Origin of the sequence: Pseudooctadecabacter sp. (assembly GCF_965657175.1) — a bacterium.
Classification (GTDB): domain Bacteria; phylum Pseudomonadota; class Alphaproteobacteria; order Rhodobacterales; family Rhodobacteraceae; genus Octadecabacter.
The window spans coordinates 30,265-46,858 of sequence record NZ_CBFHNH010000012.1 but is presented as its reverse complement, the minus strand read 5'-3'; the positions used below and the strand labels follow the sequence as shown (position 1 = coordinate 46,858).

Sequence of the window (16,594 nt, the reverse complement as noted above, 5' to 3'; positions counted from 1 at the left end):
CTTTCCTCAGACGGAGGAACGACATGCCATATCGTTTAAAAGACCTGGCCGCATCGCTTGGGGCCGAAACCCTTGGCGATGCGTCCCTTGTGGTGGACCGTTTGGCCGAACCGGCCGAAGCGCGCGCTGGTGATCTGGCCTTGGCCGTGGCCCCGAAATTTGCAGACCAACTCAAGGCATCACAGGCGCGTGCGGCTGTTGTCTGGGCGGGGGCCGACCTGACGGACCTTAATCTGGACGGGGCGATTATCGCCCCGCGCGGTCGTCTGGCCATGGCCGGTTTGACGCAAGCCATGGACGATGACCCGACATTTGCGGGCCCGGAAGGCATCCACCCAACCGCTGTCATTGACCCAACGGCTGATGTTGGCGCAGGCGTACAAATCGGCCCGTTTGTGGTGATTGGCGCAGGCGCGCGGATCGGGCCGCAGGCGCGGATCGCCGCCCATGCCTCCATCGGGCCGGACACGCAGATCGGGGCGCGGGCGATGCTTTATGCCGGTGTCAAAATCGGCGCGCGGGTCCGGATCGGCGCGGATTTCATCGCCCAAGCCGGGGCTGCGATCGGGGGCGACGGGTTTTCTTTTACCACAGCAGGCCCGTCCAACGTGGAACGCGCCGTGCGCCAACGGCCCGGTGTGCCGTTGGACCCGATGGAGGGCACTTGGCACCGAATCCATTCATTGGGTGGGGTCGAAATTGGGGATTGTGTTGAAATTGGCGCCAATTCCACTGTCGACGCGGGCACCATCCGCGCCACGCGGATCGGCAATGGCGTCAAGATCGATAACCTTGTTCAGGTGGGCCACAACGTGGTGCTGGGCGACGATTGCCTGCTGTGCGCGCAGGCGGCTGTGGCCGGGTCCTCCGTCCTTGGGCCGCGCGTGATCTTGGGGGGCAAATCCGGCGTGGCCGACAACCTGACCCTTGGCCGCGATGTAGTGGCGGGCGGCGGCGCTGTGATCTTGTCGGCCGTGCCCGACGGGACCTTTGTCAGCGGCCATCCCGCACAGCCCACGCACCTGCACCGCGCAGGTCTCAAGGCGCTGCGACGTTTGATCAAGGGCTAGACGTGGCGAAAGTGGTTCCAAACTGCGCCTGCACAGCCTAAATGATCTTCATCGAAGACCACGACGGACAAAATCATGAAGGTTGAGCCTCAAGTCATCCAGATCATTGCGGAACAAGCGCTGCTTGAACCCAAAGATGTGTCGCGCGACCAGACCCTCGAAGATCTCGGCATCGACAGCCTTGGACTGGTCGAAAGCATCTTCGCCATCGAAGAGGCGTTTGACATCAACGTCCCCTTCAACGCCAATGACCCCAGCGAAAGCGATTTTGACATCTCAACCGTGGGGTCGATCATCGCGGCGGTCGAACAGCTGGTGAAGGACCAAGCGTGAAGCGCGTCGTCATCACTGGTGCGGGCACGATCAACGCGCTGGGGCATGACGTGCCCACCACGCTTGAGGCCATGCGCGAAGGGCGCTGCGGCATCGGCCCCCTTGATATCCGTGACGTTGACAGGCTCGCCGTTAAGATCGGCGGGCAAGTTACGGGTTACGACGAACATGCCCATTTCAACCGCCAACAAATCAGCCTGTACGACCGGTTCACGCAATTCACGCTGCTGGCCGCCGAACAGGCGCTGGGGCAGGCGGGTTTGACGTTTTCGGGGGCTTTGGCGGACCGGTCCGGCGTCGTGCTGGGCACCTCTGGCGGTGGTCTGAACACGCAAGATGAAAATTACCGCGCCGTCTATGAAGAGGGCAAAAACCGCGTGCATCCTTTCATCGTGCCCAAACTGATGAACAATGCTGCGGCCTCTCACGTGTCCATGCAGCACAATTTGCGCGGCCCGTCGTTTACCGTCGCCACGGCCTGCGCATCGTCCAACCACGCCATGGGGCAGGCCTTTGCCATGATCCGCATCGGCATGGCGGATGTGATGGTCACCGGCGGGTCGGAATCCATGCTGTGCTTTGGCGGGGTGAAGGCGTGGGAAGGTCTGCGTGTGATGTCCAAAGACGGGTGCCGTCCGTTTTCGGCCACCCGCAACGGCATGGTACAGGGGGAGGGCGCGGGGGTCTTCGTGTTCGAAGACTACGACCACGCCCGCGCGCGCGGCGCGGACATTTTGGCGGAGGTCGCAGGCTATGCCATGTCCTCGGATGCCTCCGACATCGTGACACCCAGCAAACAGGGTGCAGGCCGCGCCATCGCAGGCGCTTTGCGCGATGCGGGGCTGAACACCACAGATGTGGGCTATATCAACGCCCACGGCACAGGCACGGCGGCCAACGATAAAACCGAATGCGCGGCCGTTGCCGATGTGTTCGGCGCCCATGCGGATGATCTGATGATGTCCTCCACCAAATCCATGCACGGGCATCTCATTGGCGGGACCGGCGCGGTTGAACTGTTGGCCTGCATCATGGCCCTGCGCGACGGGGTCATCGCGCCCACCATTGGATTTGAAGAAGCCGATCCCGAATGCGCCCTGGATGTGGTGCCCAACACCGCGCGTGAGGCCAAAGTCTCAGCCGTGTTGTCCAATGCCTTCGCCTTTGGCGGCCTCAACGCAGTTATCGCACTGAAATCCATATAAAAACGCCGCCCCTCGTGGTGAAGGGCGGCGCGTCGTCTTCTCTGGTTCAAAAATACCTAAAACGGCGACCTCGCCGCAGTCGGCACCGTTATTGGGCGGATACCGCGTCGAAGGCCGCCGTAAAGCCGGACAGGGACATGGTGACCGTCACCCGCTGGTCGGGGGCTGCTGCGGGCACCATTGACAGGGTCGCCTCTGCGCCGCGTTTGAACAAAGCCACATCCTGCGCCGTCAGGCCCAGACGGGTCACGCAGCCGCCAAGGTTACAAAAGTTGAACGGAAAGCGGCGCGCTTGGCCACCATCAACCCGCAGGGTGATCTGTTCGGTCAACAAGGTCTCAAGCGGGACAACAATCGTCGCACCGGCCACGGCCTGACCTGCTTCGGGCAACGCCACGACGGCGATTTCGGCCACATCGTTGCCGTCCTGATCGCTCATCAATTGGTACATCTGGCAGGGATCTTCGCCTTCTTCGACTTTCAGACACCGCAGCGCCCAATCGTTGAAGACCTCTTGCAGATATTGCTGGCCGGGCTGTGGTTCTTGCGGCTGCTGGCCTTCGCCGGCCACCGGATTGCCGTTTTCGTCCACAGGCTCGCCAAGATTGAAGACACTTTCAGGCGGGTTTTCGGGCTGCGCTTCCTGCGCAAAAACGGGTCCGGCCAAAATGGCCAATGCGGCCAGAACAGCCGTGGTTTTCGCGAAAGGTCGGTCAATAAAAGTCATGTGTTCGTCCCGTTGGTCGGTGTTGTTTGCGAAGGCTTAGCACGGGTTTTGGGGTATGTCAGGGCAAAAGCACCGGTGGGCAATCCTTGGCCGATGGGCCCTTGCCCCGGCATTTGGCCAAAAGAAAAAGGGCCCCAAAAGGCCCTTCTTCCGTAGTCTCCCTGTCGGACTTGGCCGACTTATTGCCGACACGCTACGAAACAGTTCAGCAGTCGTCAACAGGGTTTTCTTCGCTCTTTTGAAGAAACCTGTTTCGTTATATTTAACAAAGTATTGCGCGGCGGACTTGGCACATTTTTTCCGCCCGACTGGGCAAAAAAAGACCGCGCCCTGAGGCGCGGCAAGTCAGACAGGGAGGAAGTCATCACCGCTGCGAAAGGACAGATGCAGCGGGGATACGAATATACTGGCCCATAAAGGTTAAGAATGTATTTTAATGGAAGATAATTTGTACCAAAGAAGGAACGGGGCATGAGCGACGGAATTTTCATCGGCGGCGGTGGCGAAGGCTACGCGGATGCCCAAACCCTGTTGTTGGAATATGCCAACCGCCACGGTTTGATCGCGGGGGCCACGGGCACGGGCAAGACCGTGACCTTGCAGATTTTGGCCGAAGGGTTTTCTGCGGCGGGTGTGCCGGTGTTTCTGTCGGACGTAAAGGGCGATTTGTCGGGGCTGGCGAAGTCCGGCACGGCGGATTTCAAACTTCATGAACCCTTCATGAAACGGGCCGAAACCATCGGTCTTGATCTGCAATATGATGCGTTCCCCGTCACGTTCTGGGACCTTTTGGGCGAACAGGGTCATCCGGTGCGCACCACGGTCGCCGAAATGGGCCCGTTGTTGCTGTCGACCCTGATGGGGCTGACCGAGGCGCAGGAGGGCGTGTTGAATTTGGCCTTCCGCGTGGCCGATGAAGAAGGTCTGCCGCTTTTGGATCTTGAAGACCTGCAGGCGCTGCTGGTCTGGGTCGGCCAGAATGCAAAAGACCTGTCGTTACGCTATGGCAATGTGTCGACGGCTTCGGTGGGCGCGATCCAGCGCGATTTGCTGGTGCTGGAAAATCAAGGCGGCGCGCAGCTGTTCGGGGAACCGGCCCTTGATCTGATGGACATGATGCACACGGAGGCCGATGGCCGGGGGCGGATCAACCTGTTGGCCTCAGACAAACTGATGGCCTCGCCCAAGCTGTATGCGACGTTCCTGTTGTGGCTGTTGTCGGAGCTCTTTGAAGAACTGCCCGAGGTCGGCAACCCTGACAAACCGAAACTGGTGTTTTTCTTTGATGAGGCCCATCTGCTTTTTGATGATGCACCCAAGGCCTTGGTGGACAAGGTCGAACAGGTGGCGCGCTTGATCCGATCCAAAGGGGTGGGCGTTTATTTCATCACGCAAAACCCCGGCGATGTGCCCGAAGATGTGTTGGGCCAGTTGGGCAACCGCGTGCAACACGCCTTGCGGGCTTTTACCGCCAAGGACCAGAAAGAGTTGAAACAGGCGGCAGACACCTATCGTCCGAACCCCGCCTTCGACACGGTTGACGCGATCCGCGATGTGGGCACCGGTGAGGCCGTGACGTCGATGTTGGTGGAAAAAGGTGTGCCTGGCATTGTCGAGCGCACATTGATCCGCCCGCCGTCTTCACAGCTGGGCCCGATCACAAAGGCCGAACGGGCCGCGATCATGGACGTGTCCCCCATGGCCGGAAAATACGATGCGCGTCTTGATCGTGACAGCGCAGCCGAGATGTTGGCCAAACGCGCCGAAGATGCAGCCGAAGCCGCTGAGGCGGCCGAGGCCGAGGAAGAAAAGCTTGAGGAAGAAGCACGCGAGCACAGCAAAGGCCGCCGTTACACAGGCCGCGATGTGGAAAGATCGACCAGCCGCGGGCGTCGCAAGTCAGGCGGCGGCTTTGGTGAGGCGATTGCGACGGTTGTTGCCAAAGAACTTAAAGGAACCACAGGACGCCGTATTGTTCGCGGCATCCTCGGTGGTCTGTTCAAAGGGCGCTAGGCCGGCTGATAAAGGCACTGACCGCAGGGCCAATACGGGTCTGCGGTCATGTCTTTATTGCCAGTAAACCGTGCCGGGTCCGATGTGGGTGATCAGGATCACCCCTTCATCGGAATCGCCATCAAGGGCGTTCATGGAACAGGCGGACAGGGCTGTGATGGACACAAGGGCGAGCAAACGGAGGGTCGTCATAGGATGATCCTTTCACTGAGAATGTGACAGGACACTGGCCCGCCCAAGGTTAATCTGGCGCTAACCGGTGGGGCCTAAATGCCTAAAGTTGTATCCAACCAACCTTAAGACAGTGATGTAATCTTCAGCTCAGACAGCCTGTTTTCATCCTTGGCCATGACTTCGAACCGGAAGCCGTGAAAGCTGAAAATCTGGCCCACGGTCGGGATCATCTGGGCCTCATGGATAACCAGACCTGCGACGGTGTTCGCCTCATCATCGGGCAAATCCCAATCGGTGGCGCGGTTCAGGTCGCGGATGGTCATGGACCCGTCGACCGTAAACGCGCCGTCCTCATCCGCGATCAGGTCATTTTTCTCTTCGTCCTGATCAAATTCATCGGTGATTTCACCTACAATTTCTTCAAGGATATCCTCAAGCGTCAGCAGGCCCTGCAGCGTGCCGTATTCATCCACGACCAGCGCAAAATGGGTGTGACGGGCCAGAAACTGGCGCATCTGGTCGTCAAGCGTTGTGGTTTCGGGCACAAAATAGGGGGTCATTGCCACAGTCAGAATGTCGAATTCATCCATCTCATGGGGTTCGATCCGCCCGTCGGCAAGCATCCGGTGCATGGCGCGCAGCAGGTCCTTGGCGTGCAGAACGCCCACGATGTTTTCACGTTCCTCACGGTAGAGCGGCAGACGCGTGTGGTTGCTGTCCAGACAGAGCTTGAGGATCTCGGCCACTGGCAGGGCGGCATCAATCATTTCAATTTCGGTGCGGTGCAACATGACCTCTTCGACCATCCGGTCCGCCAGATCGAGCGCGCCCAAAATCCGGTCGCGGTCTTCCTTTTCAACGACGCCCTCGGCCTGTCCCATCTGCAGCGCGCCGGTGATTTCTTCGCGCACGGCAAGGATGTTGTTGTCGGGGTCGGTTTGGACGCCAAAGACACGCAGCACGCCACGTACGAGGATGCGCACGGCGGACACGATCGGCGCAAAAAGCGTCACGATGATCGAAATCGGGCGCGCGGCGAAGCTTGCGGCGCGTTCGGGGTTCGTGATGGCATAGGTCTTGGGCAGGACTTCCGCGAAGATCAAGATCAGGATGGTCATGATCGCCGTGGCCACGGCCACGCCGCTTTCGCCCAAGGCACGTGTGAACATGGCCGTGGTCAACGCGGTGGCCAGAATGTTAACCAGATTGTTGCCCAGCAGGACCGACCCGATCAGCCGTTCACGGTCTTCGGTGATGTTGAACGCGATGTCCGCGCCACGGTTGCCCTTATCCGCGTTCGACCGCAATTTGCTGCGGGACGCGGCCGTCAGCGCGGTTTCCGACCCAGAAAAGAAGCCCGAAAGCACCAAAAGAAACAGGACAGCACCGGCGGTGGTCCAGAAAACAGCATCAAGCATGAGAATTTCCGCAGATCATGATTGGGATGTTATGGGGGCGCATTGGGCGACGTTCAAGTGTCGTCGGTGTCTTTGGCCAGCGGGTGATGGTCCAACACCAGTTCTTTGAGGCGTTCATCAAGGACATGGGTGTAGATTTCCGTCGTCGCCACATCCGCATGCCCCAGCAGGGTCTGGATGGACCGCAGGTCCGCGCCGCCGGCCAAAAGATGGGTGGCAAAGGCGTGGCGCAAGGTGTGTGGGGTGACTTTGGTCGGTTCCACCCCGCCGTTGACGGCCAGATCCTTGATCAGGTTGAAAAAGCTCTGCCGCGTGATGTGGCCGAGTTTTCCCCGTGACGGGAACAGAAACCGCGACCGGGGTGTGCCGTCTTTATGGGCTGCGTCTTCGGCGGCATCGCGGGTTCTCAGCCAGACCGTCAAAGCCTCACGCGCAGGCGGCGACAGCGGCACCAGGCGTTCCTTGTCGCCTTTGCCGCGCACCAGCAACATGCGCGGGTCGCCACGGGCGGCGGACACGGGCAGGGACACCAATTCGGTGACACGCATCCCCGTGGCATAGAGCAGTTCCATCATGCAGGTGGTGCGGTCGCGGTCGCGGGGGGCGGCGCGGGCGGCGTCCAGCAGGCTGTCCACCTCCGCATGGGTGAGGGTTTTGGGCAGACGTTTGTCACGGCCCGGGCCTGCGATTTGCAGGGCAGGATTGTCGTCGCGCCAGCCTTCTTCAAAGGCAAACCGGTACAGCTGTTTGATCGCGGACAAACGCCGTGCGCGGGTGGCTTTGGACAACCCTTGGGCATCGCAATAGATCAGATAGCGTTCCACGTGGGATTTTTCGGCGTTGGCGAAGTGGGCTTTGTGGGTCAGCCAGTCGGAAAAATCATTCAGGTCGCGGGCATAGGCCAGCTGGGTGTTTTGGGCCGCGTCCAGCTCTGCGGCTTGGGCCTCAAGAAAGGCCTGTATCCAATGGGCGTTGGGGCGGTCAGCAGCGCTCATGGCAGGATGGCGTATTGCAGGGCGGTCCGGCGGGCCACGTCTTCTAACCCCAGCGCACGCAGGGTCCCGAGGCCGGTTCGCAAGGCAATCCGGTCGCCATCAAGGCCTTGTTGGACCGTGGCGATGGTGCGCAGGATCGCCTCCCCCAACTGCCCGTTTGTGGCCATATCGGTGAGGATCGGATCAGCCTCTGCGCGGAACGCCTCTTGCAGGACGGGATAGGCCGGGCGCAGGGCCAGTGCATCTGCGGGATCACCGGTTGCCAGGGCCGCAAGGAAGGGGTCCGTGTCGGCCAAGTCGGCATCGAGGGCAGCTGTTTCATACAGATCGGACAGCAGCAGCAGTTTGAACAGGGTGTCTTGGGCTGCGGGATCGACGTCAGCCTCAATCAGGCGCGGGGCGAAATGCTGGGCAAGGGGGGTGATAATGCCGATGGGGGCCGCTTGATCCCACAGGGTCTTGACCGCATCGGCTGTGGCGGCGGGGTCGGCCTGTGACAAGGCCGCATCAAGCGCGATCACGGCCTTGGCGCGTTCAAACGCCCCGCCGGAGGCGGAAGGTACACGGTCGGAATACAGACCCACAAGGGCGTTTTGCGAAATCGCACCGCTGCGCGCCAGTCGTTCGGCGGCCTCAAGCTGGGCTTTCCAGCCGACGTTGGACCGCAGGTCTGCGTGGCTGAAGGCGCGGGGCAGGTTGCGGGTGGTCAGAGGCTCCCCGATGGCTTCGAACATGCGGAAGGTCAGGGGGGTGACAGGATCGGGGCGCGTCAGATCAGGCTCCCCCTCGAACAGCTCTGTGTCCAGAAAACGGGACAAAAGTGCTGCAGTGTCGTCCTGTATATCGCCCAAGGCCTGACCGGTGTTCAGCGTCAGCGCCGCAGCCGACCAATCGCCCGACCGTGCGAGACAAAAGATGCGTGCGGAGGGTGTGGGGGCCACATCGGGCGTGGATTTCAATGTGCGGCAGGCGGAATTTTCGGTGCCTGTCAGCAACGACACATCAAAAAGACGGCGAAAGACCTGCGGGTCTTGGGTGTTGGCGGCCTCTAACATGGCTTGGGCGGGTTCCAATGCGCCAAAGGCCAACAGCTTATCCACCCGTGCGAGCAAAAACGCAGTGTTGCTGGGGTCCCCTAGGGCGGGGTCCGCCTGTGCGATCGCCAGTGTGATAATCAGGTCCTGCAACGCGGGCAGGGTGTCGATCTGTTCGGCCATGAGCAAGGTGGACAAGGTGCCCACATCGCTGCCCGACCACAGGTTGGCTGGCAGGCCAGTGGTCTCTGGCGGCAAAAGCCCCAGCGTTTTGGGGGCCGGGCCGCCCAAGGTTTGAACGGTCACGTTGGGGGTTGTGGCGCTGTCGGTGATGGGCGTTTCATCGGCGGGGGGCGTGCGGGTGGCCGCCGTCCCTTGCGTGCCGCGCGCGGCTTGGTTGGCGGTGGGGGCGGCGGCGATCACATCGGGCTGTTCCACACTTTCGGACAGCCAATCAATGGCGGACAGCGGTGCCTCTGGCGCGGACAACGGTGCCGCCGTGGCCAAAAGGCCCGCCAAAAGGACCGCGCTGCGTATCGTCATCCATCAACGCCCAATGTGACAGGTTCCACCACCTGCTGGACCGGTGGCGCAAAATCATCGGGCATAAAGATCGGACCCAAATAGGCGTAGCCAACAAAGGCGATGGCTGCCAAAACGCACAAGACGAATAAAAACTTGATCAGCCGCCACATGGTTGTCGCCCCATCTTTTCTGCCCCAGATTGCGCAGCCTCAGTTGCTGCTTTGACAATGGTTATATATGTCCTTGCAGGCAAGATCACGCCACCCTTTGGGGATTTTTTCGTGATTGGCGGCACACAGCCGATGGGGACACGCAAGCCCCATAAAAACAAGGGGGAGGGACGCCAGATGGACACCGCAAGCGACGAGTTGACGCCAGCCCCTGCATATCAATTGCACAGAACGGTTGTGCTGGTGGGCATGATGGGGTCGGGCAAAACGGCCATTGGGCGTGCTTTGGCGACCCGTCTTGGAGTGGATTACCTTGATTCCGATGAGGAAATCGAGAAAGCCGCCAATGCCACCATCTCTGAGGTGTTCGAACGCTCGGGTGAGCCGTTCTTTCGCGACCGTGAGGCGGAAGTGATCGCGCGTTTGCTGCAATCTGCGCCTTGCGTGTTGTCCACGGGCGGCGGGGCCTATCTGGCTGATCGCAACCGTGCAGAAATTTCCGCCCATGGCGTGGCAGTGTTACTCGATGCGGATGTGGATTTGTTGTGGGAACGGGTCCGCCACAAAGACACGCGGCCCTTGCTGCGCACGCCTGACCCACGCGCCACTTTGGTCGAATTGTTTGAAGCCCGTGCGCCGATCTATGCCATGGCCGATCTGCGCGCCAAGGCCGACCCCGATTTCTCCATTGAGGAGATGACCGATGAAGTTGTGTCGGTCCTTCTGACCCGTCCCGATGTGCTGGAGCCTGCGCAATGATTGAAACCGTCCATGTGAACCTGCCCGGACGGGCCTATGATGTGGTCATCGGTCCGGGCCTTTTGGCCGAGGCCGGCCCGCGCATGACCCCCTTTTTGCGCCGGCCCAAAGTGTCCATCGTCACTGAGGAAAATGTCGCAAAGCTGCATTTGGCTGATCTGCAAGAGGGGCTGGAGGACACGGGCATCGCGTCCGAGGCGCTGGTGCTGCCTGCGGGCGAAGGCACCAAAAGCTGGCCTTTCCTTGAACAAACGGTGGAATGGCTGCTGGCCCAGAAGGTGGAACGCGGTGATATCGTTGTGGCCTTTGGCGGCGGGGTCATCGGCGATCTGGTGGGCTTTGCTGCCGCGACCGTGCGGCGCGGGGTGCGGTTTGTGCAAATTCCCACGTCGCTTCTGGCGCAGGTGGACAGTTCCGTCGGGGGCAAGACGGGGATCAATTCACCCTCCGGCAAGAACCTGATCGGTGCGTTTCATCAGCCGACGTTGGTGCTGGCGGATACGGCGCTTTTGGGGACCCTGACGGAACGGGATTTCCTGTCGGGCTATGGTGAGGTCGTCAAATACGGGCTGCTCGGGGATGAGGATTTCTTTGACTGGCTTGAAGAGGCGGGGCCGGGCCTGAAAGGGGACGACGCTGACATGGCGGCGCGGGTCTGGGCCGTCACACGGTCGGTGCAGATGAAGGCCGATATCGTGGAACGTGATGAGACGGAACAAGGCGACCGCGCGCTGTTGAACCTTGGCCATACCTTTTGTCACGCGCTTGAGGCCGCCACGGGATATTCTGATCGGCTGTTGCACGGGGAAGGTGTGGCCATTGGCTGCGCCTTGGCGTTCGAGGTTTCAGCCCGTCTGGGGCTCTGCGCGCAAGAGGCCCCAAGCCGCGTGCGCGCGCATCTGAAGGCCATGGGCATGAAGACCGATCTGGCCGATATTCCTGGCGATTTGCCCGATGCAAAGGCGCTTCTGGCTTTGATGGGGCAGGACAAAAAGGTCGTGGATGGACAACTGCGGTTCATTCTGGCCCGTGGCATCGGGGAGGCCTTTGTGACCGCCGATGTCCCTGCCGATCTGGTCTTGGATGTTCTGAACGACGCTTTGGCGATGCGCTAAAATTCCGGAATTTTAGCAATGCCAAGAAACAAAAAGGCCCGCAGGATCTGCGGGCCTTGTGTTGTTTGAGGGTGCCTTTAGAACGGGATTTCGTCGTCCATATCGCCGCCGCCACCACCTGAGCCGCCGCCATAGCCGCCGCCCTGATCATAGCCCCCGCCTTGGTTGCCGCCGCCGTAGCCGCCGCCCGATTGGTCGGAGACATAGCCGCCACCGCCACCGCCGCCCATGCCGCCACCGCCGCCGCCATCACGACCATCAAGCATGGTCATCACGCCGTCATAGCCTTGCAGCACGACTTCGGTGGAATAACGGTCCTGACCAGATTGATCCTGCCATTTGCGGGTCTGCAGTTTGCCTTCGATATAAACCTTGGACCCTTTGCGCAGATATTGCTCCGCCACGCGCACCAGACCTTCTTGGAAGATCGCGACCGAATGCCATTCGGTTTTCTCACGGCGTTCACCGGTGTTCTTGTCTTTCCACGTCTCTGACGTGGCAATCCGCAGGTTGCAGACTTTGCCACCGTTCTGAAAGCTGCGCACCTCAGGATCACGGCCAAGGTTGCCGATAATCATGACTTTGTTGAGTGATCCGGCCATTGCGGCGCCCCCTTCGAATCTGTTTTCGTTGCACACCGTTACACCATCAGAAACGGGTTAATGGAACCCTAGCGGGGGGACATGCGTTGGAGTTTTGTCAAATTGTATGGAAACATCCCGCGCCTCGGACTATGTTCAGCGCAAGTGAGGGGTGTATCATGCGCGTAATGTGGTTTTTGGCAGCGACTGCAACGGTTGCAACATCTGTGCCGGTGGTGGCCGATACCTTTTCGACGCGCAACCGGACGTCCCTATTTCAATCGCAAACCTCGGTTCTGGATGGGCGGGCGGCCTCGCAATACGCCAATTCCGTGCGACTTCAGCCGCCGCGTGTCGACATCCCGTCGGCGACCAATACCGGCCCTGCCTACACCGGCAATTATCGCGGACAGTTCCTTGAGATGGCGAAATCCGCCGCCCGTCGCAACAACGTACCCGAAGATCTGTTTCTGCGTTTGGTGCAGCAGGAAAGCGCTTGGAACCCCAATGCGGTGTCCCACGCAGGGGCGCTTGGTCTGGCACAGCTGATGCCGACGACAGCCCAATATCTGCGGGTCAATCCGCACGATCCTTATCAAAACCTCGACGGTGGCGCGCGCTATCTGCGTGAACAATACGACACCTTCGGGTCATGGCGTCTCGCCTTGGCGGCCTACAACGCAGGCCCCGGTGCGGTGCAACAGCACGGCGGCGTGCCGCCTTACCGTGAGACCCGGAATTATGTGCGGGTGATCTGGGGATCGTAACCCCCGACATATGGGCAAAAATGGAAAAGGCGTCACATGAACTGTGACGCCTTTGTCGTTGATAAAGTTGGTGAATTACTCTGCCGCGGTGGCGGGCATTTCGATCACAGGTTCCATATTTGCAAGGTCCGCATCGCTCAGATGGCATTTGACCTGATGGCCGCCCTCGAGGATGCGCATGGGCGGCACTTGCGTTTCGCACAGCGATTTTCCGGCGCGGTCTTTCCAGTGGCAACGGGTCTGGAACGGGCAGCCCGACGGCGGGTTCATGGCCGATGGAATGTCGCCGTCCAGCACGATGTGCTTTTTCTTGACCGAGGTGTCTGCGATGGGAACAGCGGACAAAAGCGCCTCGGTGTAGGGGTGGTAGGGCGGTGAGAAGACCTGTTCGGTCGTGCCCAGTTCCACCACATGGCCAAGGTACATAACCATAACGCGATCAGACAGATAGCGCACGATGCTCAAGTCATGAGAGATGAACAACAATGTCGTCTTCTCATTGCGCTGAATTTCCATCAACAGGTCCGTCACAGCGGCCTGAACCGATACATCCAAGGCGGACACAGGTTCATCGGCCACCACGATCCGCGCACCGCCGGCGAAGGCGCGGGCGATGCCCACACGTTGCTTTTGGCCGCCTGACAGCTGACGCGGCATCCGGTCGGCAAAGGCGCGCGGCAGTTTGACCAGATCAAGCAGTTCCAACATCCGGTTGCGACGATCGTCGTCATTGTTGCCGATCTTGAAAATCTCCAAGGCGCGGATGATCTGGCGGCCCACGGTCATCGACGGGTTGAGGGTGTCAAACGGGTTCTGGAACACCATCTGCACGTCTGCCACGGTCTTGGTGTCGCGGTCCTCAATCGGGGTGCTTTCGATGTTCTGGTTATCCAGAAGGATTTGCCCGTCCGTGGCTGTCTCCAACCCCATCAGGACCTTGGCGAAGGTCGATTTCCCGCAACCGGATTCGCCCACAATGGCGAGGGTTTCAGCCTCACGCGCCTCAAAACTCAAGGTTTCGTTGGCTTTGACGACCTTCTTGTTCTTGCCCCCGAACAGGGCCGAGGCCGCGACCTCATAATACTTTTTGAGGTTGTCCATCTTCAGAACCACGCGGCCCGGTTCGGGCTTGGCGGTTTGGGGGCCCACGTCGATGGGGGCGTTCCAGTCGATTTCCAGAAATTTCAGGCACCGGGTTTCGTGACGGTCGTTGCCGCCCACGGGATGCATGGGAATCGGCTTTTCTTCGTTGCACAGACCCTCTTCGAAATAGTCGCATCGCGGGCCGAAATTACAGCCAGGGGGGCGTTCGTGGGGCAGGGGGAAGTTGCCGGGGATCGCCACCAAGGGCCGCGCGTTTTTATCAGCACCGGGCAGCGGGATTGAGCGGAACAGGGCCTGCGTGTAGGGGTGCCGCATTTCATCGAAGACATCTTCGATGGAACCGCGTTCCACGGCCTCACCGGAATACATCACGCAAATCCGGTCGCAGGTTTCCAGCACAAGGCCAAGGTTGTGGGAGATGAACAGCATCGACGTGCCGTATTTCTTGCCCAAATCCTTGACCAAATCGACGACGGCCGCCTCAACCGTCACATCCAGCGCGGTTGTGGGTTCATCCAGGATCAAAAGCGACGGTTTGGACATCAGCGCCATCGCAATCACGATGCGCTGTTGCTGGCCACCTGAGAGTTGGTGCGGAAAGCTGTTGAGCATCCGTGCAGGGTCGGGGAGTTTGACGTCTGTGACGACTTCCAACGCGCGGTCGTAAGCCTCCTTTTCGGAGACCCCTTCGTGGATCATCGGCACTTCCATCAGCTGTTTGCCGATGCGCATGGCGGGGTTCAGCGACGCCATGGGTTCTTGGTAGATCATGGCGATTTGGGAGCCACGGATGTCGCGCAGCTCTTCGGTCGTCATGGTGTTGAGGTCACGGCCCTTGAACTTGATCGACCCGCCCACGATGCGCCCGTTGACACCCAAATCCTGCATGACGCCCAGCGCCACAGTGGATTTGCCGCAGCCGGATTCACCCACGATGCCCAGCGCCTCACCAGGCATAATCTTGGCGGAAAAGTCCATGACAGCGGGGATTTCGCGCAGCCGTGTGAAAAAGCTGATGGAGAGTTTGTCGATCTCAAGGATCGGGCCGTCATATGTGTCGTCGTTCATACCGTTTCCTTTGTTGGGGGCCAAATCCTCAAGGAGGATTTGAGGACAGAGTTTCTGCGAAACTCTGCTGCCGCCTTAATCCTTGAGACTTTCTTCACGCAGGCCATCGGCCAACAGGTTCAGACCCAGCACCAGCGACAACAAAGCGATGGCCGGTGGCAGGGCGGGGTGGACGTAGATCAACAACAGCTTGCGGCCTTCGTTGATCGTGCTGCCCCAGTCGGGGCTTTCAGGGGGCAGGCCCAGACCGAAGAAGCCCAAAGTGCCCAGCAGGATCGTGGTGTATCCGATGCGCAGACAGAAATCGACGATCAGCGGACCACGGGCATTGGGCAAGATTTCCCACAGCATGATATACCACGGGCCTTCGCCACGGGTTTGGGCTGCGGCCACGTAGTCGCGGGTTTTGATGTCCAGTGCCAGCCCGCGCACGATGCGGAACACGGTGGGTGAGTTCACGAAGACCACCGACACGAACACCACCAGAATACCGCCCGGAATGGTGATTACATCCAGCGCGTTTGGCCAGATGTTCAGCGGCGAATTCGCCTCGGAAACGACGCTGAGGTAGAGGACCGCAAGCGGGATCAGTACCACTGCCAGATAGAGCGTGTTTTTGCTGCCTTGGGTCTTGTAGCGGCTGTTGATCAGCACGCCAAAGAACACCAACGGGAAGACGAACAGGAACGCCGCGAGGAAGTTCGGCAGGCCCGTTGCCACGATTTCAGGTGTGACCAGAAGATAGAACAGCAAGATCACGGGGAAGGCGAGGATCAGGTTGGCAAGGAACGACAGGATCGTGTCCAGCTTCCCGCCGTAGTAGCCCGCAGGCAGGCCCAGCGTGATGCCCACCATAAAGGCAAAGATCGTGGCCAGCGGGGCGATGATCATCACGATGACGGACCCATGAACCATGCGCGTAAAGATATCGCGCGCAAGGTTGTCCCCGCCCAGCAGGTAGTGGGGGTAAAAGCCTTCGTCCTGACCCTCGGGGACGGCGACACCGGGCAATTTATTCTTCAACCCAGAGATTTGCTGCAACGGATCATGGGTGCCGATCATGTCGAACATGCCCACAAAGATCGACGTGAAGACCCAGAACATCACCAGCCCAAAGCCGATCATGCCGATGGTTGAATCAAACAGCTTTCCGTAAAGCCCCAGTTTGCGTTTGAAGGTGATCGACACGATGAATGTCACGATCAACGCGATCCATGTGGGCAGGAACCGTTTTGAGATTTCGCCAAGGATCCCGCCCTGACCATAAGGCATGAACCACGCGATCACGATGAAGGCGGCGATCAGGCCCACCAGCAACATGAACAGCCAGCCGGTGTAGGTTTCCAGACGACCCAGCAGGCCGCCACGGCCTTGGATGGTGCCGTCGGGGTTGGCTTGCAGTTTCACCTCCGGCGCGAAGGCGCCCATGATCAGCTGCAAGATCACACCGGCCAGAAAGACGGATGCGGTGATGGTGATGGCGGGGACAAGAAGGCTTCCGAGGGAGCCGGTCCAGGTGAGTGCGTCCATGGGGCT

The 16,594-nt window shown here is 60.0% G+C and carries 16 protein-coding genes; 7 read left to right on the top strand and 9 right to left on the bottom strand.

Annotated features, from left to right (window positions below; all coding sequences use genetic code 11):
• The first annotated feature begins 23 nt into the window (after positions 1–23).
• The 3 genes from ACTG36_RS11180 to ACTG36_RS11170 all read left to right on the top strand — a co-directional run bounded on the left by ACTG36_RS11180 (position 24) and on the right by ACTG36_RS11170 (position 2,608).
• Positions 24–1,070, top strand: coding sequence for a UDP-3-O-(3-hydroxymyristoyl)glucosamine N-acyltransferase (locus ACTG36_RS11180; RefSeq protein ID WP_375281642.1), 1,047 nt, complete (start codon positions 24–26; stop codon positions 1,068–1,070).
• Between the two features lie 75 nt (positions 1,071–1,145).
• Entirely contained in the window at positions 1,146–1,403 is a 258-nt protein-coding gene (locus ACTG36_RS11175) for an acyl carrier protein (protein WP_375281643.1), read from the top strand.
• Positions 1,400–2,608, top strand: coding sequence for a beta-ketoacyl-[acyl-carrier-protein] synthase family protein (locus ACTG36_RS11170; protein ID WP_375281644.1), 1,209 nt, complete (start codon positions 1,400–1,402; stop codon positions 2,606–2,608). Before ACTG36_RS11175 ends, ACTG36_RS11170 begins: the two co-directional genes overlap by 4 nt.
• Positions 2,609–2,696: 88 nt before the next feature.
• Here ACTG36_RS11170 and ACTG36_RS11165 read toward each other — a convergent pair whose 3' ends face one another.
• Entirely contained in the window at positions 2,697–3,335 is a 639-nt protein-coding gene (locus ACTG36_RS11165) for an invasion associated locus B family protein (protein ID WP_375281645.1), read from the bottom strand.
• A gap of 471 nt (positions 3,336–3,806) precedes the next feature.
• Here ACTG36_RS11165 and ACTG36_RS11160 point away from each other — a divergent pair, with 471 nt between their 5' ends.
• On the top strand, positions 3,807–5,348 hold the full coding sequence (locus tag ACTG36_RS11160; protein WP_375282246.1) for a helicase HerA-like domain-containing protein: 1,542 nt from the start codon (positions 3,807–3,809) through the stop codon (positions 5,346–5,348).
• 54 nt (positions 5,349–5,402) lie between these two features.
• Here ACTG36_RS11160 and ACTG36_RS11155 read toward each other — a convergent pair whose 3' ends face one another.
• The 5 genes from ACTG36_RS11155 to ACTG36_RS11135 all read right to left on the bottom strand — a co-directional run bounded on the left by ACTG36_RS11155 (position 5,403) and on the right by ACTG36_RS11135 (position 9,664).
• Complete coding sequence (locus ACTG36_RS11155) at positions 5,403–5,540, bottom strand: hypothetical protein (protein WP_439142361.1); 138 nt, start codon at positions 5,538–5,540, stop codon at positions 5,403–5,405.
• A gap of 104 nt (positions 5,541–5,644) precedes the next feature.
• On the bottom strand, positions 5,645–6,940 hold the full coding sequence (locus ACTG36_RS11150; RefSeq protein ID WP_375282243.1) for an HlyC/CorC family transporter: 1,296 nt from the start codon (positions 6,938–6,940) through the stop codon (positions 5,645–5,647).
• A 53-nt stretch (positions 6,941–6,993) separates the two neighbouring features.
• A complete protein-coding gene (locus ACTG36_RS11145) occupies positions 6,994–7,935 on the bottom strand; it encodes a tyrosine recombinase (protein WP_375282242.1) in 942 nt (313 codons plus the stop codon).
• Positions 7,932–9,512 carry a hypothetical protein gene (locus tag ACTG36_RS11140; protein ID WP_375282241.1) on the bottom strand — a complete coding sequence of 527 codons (1,581 nt, stop codon included), beginning with the start codon at positions 9,510–9,512 and terminating at the stop codon, positions 7,932–7,934. Before ACTG36_RS11140 ends, ACTG36_RS11145 begins: the two co-directional genes overlap by 4 nt.
• Positions 9,509–9,664 (bottom strand): hypothetical protein, encoded by a 156-nt coding sequence (locus tag ACTG36_RS11135; RefSeq protein WP_375282240.1) that lies wholly within the window; start codon positions 9,662–9,664, stop codon positions 9,509–9,511. Before ACTG36_RS11135 ends, ACTG36_RS11140 begins: the two co-directional genes overlap by 4 nt.
• A gap of 177 nt (positions 9,665–9,841) precedes the next feature.
• Here ACTG36_RS11135 and ACTG36_RS11130 point away from each other — a divergent pair, with 177 nt between their 5' ends.
• Positions 9,842–10,423: a shikimate kinase gene (locus ACTG36_RS11130; protein ID WP_439142358.1), complete on the top strand. Its 582-nt coding sequence runs from the start codon at positions 9,842–9,844 to the stop codon at positions 10,421–10,423.
• Complete coding sequence (gene aroB / locus ACTG36_RS11125) at positions 10,420–11,538, top strand: 3-dehydroquinate synthase (RefSeq protein WP_439142356.1); 1,119 nt, start codon at positions 10,420–10,422, stop codon at positions 11,536–11,538. Before ACTG36_RS11130 ends, aroB begins: the two co-directional genes overlap by 4 nt.
• Before the next feature lie 77 nt (positions 11,539–11,615).
• Here aroB and ssb read toward each other — a convergent pair whose 3' ends face one another.
• On the bottom strand, positions 11,616–12,140 hold the full coding sequence (ssb, locus tag ACTG36_RS11120; protein WP_296419277.1) for a single-stranded DNA-binding protein: 525 nt from the start codon (positions 12,138–12,140) through the stop codon (positions 11,616–11,618).
• 167 nt (positions 12,141–12,307) lie between these two features.
• On the opposite strand from ssb, the gene ACTG36_RS11115 reads away from it, so the two are divergent.
• Positions 12,308–12,886, top strand: a complete 579-nt coding sequence (locus tag ACTG36_RS11115; RefSeq protein ID WP_375282384.1) for a lytic transglycosylase domain-containing protein — start codon at positions 12,308–12,310, stop codon at positions 12,884–12,886.
• Positions 12,887–12,961: 75 nt separating this feature from the next.
• Here ACTG36_RS11115 and ACTG36_RS11110 read toward each other — a convergent pair whose 3' ends face one another.
• Both ACTG36_RS11110 and ACTG36_RS11105 read right to left on the bottom strand, forming a co-directional pair.
• Entirely contained in the window at positions 12,962–15,058 is a 2,097-nt protein-coding gene (locus ACTG36_RS11110) for a dipeptide ABC transporter ATP-binding protein (protein WP_439142354.1), read from the bottom strand.
• Positions 15,059–15,133: 75 nt separating this feature from the next.
• Positions 15,134–16,588, bottom strand: coding sequence for an ABC transporter permease (locus tag ACTG36_RS11105; protein WP_439142352.1), 1,455 nt, complete (start codon positions 16,586–16,588; stop codon positions 15,134–15,136).
• Positions 16,589–16,594 lie beyond the last annotated feature (6 nt).

Excerpts from the sequence above, each read along its gene's own strand:
- ACTG36_RS11155 (WP_439142361.1), bottom strand. The coding sequence starts at position 5,540 with ATGACGACCCTCCGTTTGCTCGCCCTTGTGTCCATCACAGCCCTGTCC.
- ACTG36_RS11110 (WP_439142354.1), bottom strand. The coding sequence starts at position 15,058 with ATGAACGACGACACATATGACGGCCCGATCCTTGAGATCGACAAACTC.
- ACTG36_RS11105 (WP_439142352.1), bottom strand. The coding sequence starts at position 16,588 with ATGGACGCACTCACCTGGACCGGCTCCCTCGGAAGCCTTCTTGTCCCC.
- ACTG36_RS11180 (WP_375281642.1), top strand. The coding sequence starts at position 24 with ATGCCATATCGTTTAAAAGACCTGGCCGCATCGCTTGGGGCCGAAACC.
- ACTG36_RS11115 (WP_375282384.1), top strand. The coding sequence starts at position 12,308 with ATGTGGTTTTTGGCAGCGACTGCAACGGTTGCAACATCTGTGCCGGTG.
- aroB (WP_439142356.1), top strand. The coding sequence starts at position 10,420 with ATGATTGAAACCGTCCATGTGAACCTGCCCGGACGGGCCTATGATGTG.
- ACTG36_RS11165 (WP_375281645.1), bottom strand. The coding sequence starts at position 3,335 with ATGACTTTTATTGACCGACCTTTCGCGAAAACCACGGCTGTTCTGGCC.
- ACTG36_RS11160 (WP_375282246.1), top strand. The coding sequence starts at position 3,807 with ATGAGCGACGGAATTTTCATCGGCGGCGGTGGCGAAGGCTACGCGGAT.
- ACTG36_RS11145 (WP_375282242.1), bottom strand. The coding sequence starts at position 7,935 with ATGAGCGCTGCTGACCGCCCCAACGCCCATTGGATACAGGCCTTTCTT.
- ACTG36_RS11130 (WP_439142358.1), top strand. The coding sequence starts at position 9,842 with ATGGACACCGCAAGCGACGAGTTGACGCCAGCCCCTGCATATCAATTG.
- ACTG36_RS11140 (WP_375282241.1), bottom strand. The coding sequence starts at position 9,512 with ATGACGATACGCAGCGCGGTCCTTTTGGCGGGCCTTTTGGCCACGGCG.
- ACTG36_RS11175 (WP_375281643.1), top strand. The coding sequence starts at position 1,146 with ATGAAGGTTGAGCCTCAAGTCATCCAGATCATTGCGGAACAAGCGCTG.
- ACTG36_RS11135 (WP_375282240.1), bottom strand. The coding sequence starts at position 9,664 with ATGTGGCGGCTGATCAAGTTTTTATTCGTCTTGTGCGTTTTGGCAGCC.
- ssb (WP_296419277.1), bottom strand. The coding sequence starts at position 12,140 with ATGGCCGGATCACTCAACAAAGTCATGATTATCGGCAACCTTGGCCGT.
- ACTG36_RS11150 (WP_375282243.1), bottom strand. The coding sequence starts at position 6,940 with ATGCTTGATGCTGTTTTCTGGACCACCGCCGGTGCTGTCCTGTTTCTT.